Below are 2,038 nucleotides of genomic sequence, written 5' to 3' on the forward strand. Positions count from 1 at the left end.
CCGCCATTAACACCGGAAGTAGCACCCTCCAGATCCAGCTCCTTATTGTCATAAGGGCGCGTGGAATGTGTGCCATCAGGCATTACGGGATAATACGGATTATCGATCACAGAACCTTTTACATAAGCAGCCATCCTGAAATGCGCATGCTGCTGATCCAACGATAAAAAGCGGTACTTCGCGTAAACGCTGCCTCCCTCTGCCCGGATGGAAGACTGCATCATATTAGACGCATATCCCAACACGTGTAGCATCAATCTTTTATTAACGCCCCACATTACTTCAGGTTCAAAGCGCATTCCTACATCACCGGAATGCTCCATATTAAAGAACTTATTGGTGAGCCTTATGCCGAGCGAATTAGCGGGCATGTTGCTCGCCGGTTCTGTATTCACGTATAACTCCTGGGCTGCTGCAATGCCGGTACCGGCAATGATCGCCACTGCTATCATTATAAATTTCTTCATATACCAAACAAGTATTAAATTAAATGGTCACGTGATAAATCCTGCCGGTTATTGCGCCGGTATTGGTTTTACAGCAATCGCCCATCATGCCTGTTTTATAGCAGGGCATACTTGTTTCGGTACTGAATTTTTTAAACTGTTTGCTAGAAACAAAATCTTTGTCGATCACGGTAATGTTTTTATCACCGCTTAACACCTGATTTTTTACATCCATAAAGTGCAGGGTGCTGCCGGCAAAAGAAACGTGTGCATCGTTCTGCACATTTACCGCATCGAAATTAGCGGTCATCACCAGTTTACCGATCGAAAAACCGGCATCTTCCACTTTTGCTTTAATGGCATCAATATTCACCGGTACACCGGTTTTGAAGGTGAGTACAAAGGTGGTATTATCGAGGTCGGTGTCTATTTTATCTACAAAAGGCAGTGATTCCAACGCCTCATAAGTAGCTTTTGAACACATGGCGCAGGTAAGGCCGGTAGCCTGTACACTGGCTTTTTTGAATTGTGCATTGGCCCCAAAAGTTAAGCCCAGTGCGAGCAATATAACAGATATCGTTTTCATGATCTGATGACATTAAATAAATGAAGAAATTACAGCTATCGCTTTGTTGTTCCGCTACATGCGGGCATTACAAAAACAGCCGAATCAGATCAGGAAAGTGCAGTTTTGAAGAAAAATGGGAGTAGTGGTGAGGTCTGGCGGATCATGATGATAGTCGCCAGCCAGGATTTTTGATACCGGCAATGCGGTGGTGGCTAATATTCTTACCGGCAACTGCATATCTACGGACACGCTAAAATCGGGCTGCAGGGCTTTGGCCGCTTGGTGTGATTCAGTGACTTTACAGAACTTGAATTCATCTTTACAACAATCCATGCCTTTAACCGGCTTTTTGCATAACTGGCACATATCCGCCGTAGCGTCCTGCCATTCAATGCTTGCCAGTTTGCCCATGCAATAATGCACGTTTACTGCCACCCCGCTGGTAAGCGTGGTGTACAAGACAGCAAATAATATGGCAAAAAATCGTTTCATGACGAAGCACAAATGTACCTAAAAAAGCCGAAAGCATAAAGCAAAAAGCTATTATGAAGAAGATATAAGCAATGATCTTCTTCATAATAGCTTTTTGCTTTATGCTTTACGCTTTTCGCCTAGTTAATGAACCACCATCTCAACCCCAGTCTGAAAGCGAAGTTGTTGTAAGGATACAAAGGTGCTGCGTAATTATTGTTGGCAATAAACGTATTCAGATTTTCTGCACGCACATATGCGGAGAAGGATTTAATACGGAAGTTGGCAAATGCAGCGATATCCGGTAAAGGATTGCTGATTTTCTGTGTTTGCTGATAGATAAACTGCCCTGTCAGCGGAGAATAATCATCTGCATAATAGCCTGTATTATAACGCACTTCAAAGCCGGTGATCAGGTTCAGGTTAGTATATAATTTTTTCTCGAAAGTAAATCGGTTGCGGGTCCAGATGGTGGGTACATTCAAAGGTCCGTTGCCATGTAATTGCTGGAAGGCAAGGTCTACATACCAGGCAAACGGCGCGATCGTGAACT

The 2,038-nt window shown here is 43.8% G+C and carries 3 protein-coding genes and 1 pseudogene; all 4 read right to left on the minus strand.

The genetic code is table 11. The annotated features are described in order from the left end of the window. Positions 1 to 467 (minus strand): annotated as a pseudogene (locus tag VIP81_RS15645) (hypothetical protein); the annotation flags it as partial. Between the two features lie 19 nt (positions 468 to 486). Next, positions 487 to 1,032, minus strand: coding sequence for a heavy-metal-associated domain-containing protein (locus VIP81_RS15650; protein WP_331962559.1), 546 nt, complete (start codon positions 1,030 to 1,032; stop codon positions 487 to 489). A gap of 84 nt (positions 1,033 to 1,116) precedes the next feature. Continuing rightward, positions 1,117 to 1,506, minus strand: a complete 390-nt coding sequence (locus VIP81_RS15655; RefSeq protein WP_331962563.1) for an HYC_CC_PP family protein — start codon at positions 1,504 to 1,506, stop codon at positions 1,117 to 1,119. A 119-nt stretch (positions 1,507 to 1,625) separates the two neighbouring features. Then, a partial coding sequence (locus tag VIP81_RS15660; RefSeq protein WP_331962566.1) for a putative porin occupies positions 1,626 to 2,038 on the minus strand: 413 nt, incomplete at its 5' end.

This window comes from Chitinophaga sp. (genome assembly GCF_036566945.1).
Taxonomy (GTDB): domain Bacteria; phylum Bacteroidota; class Bacteroidia; order Chitinophagales; family Chitinophagaceae; genus Chitinophaga.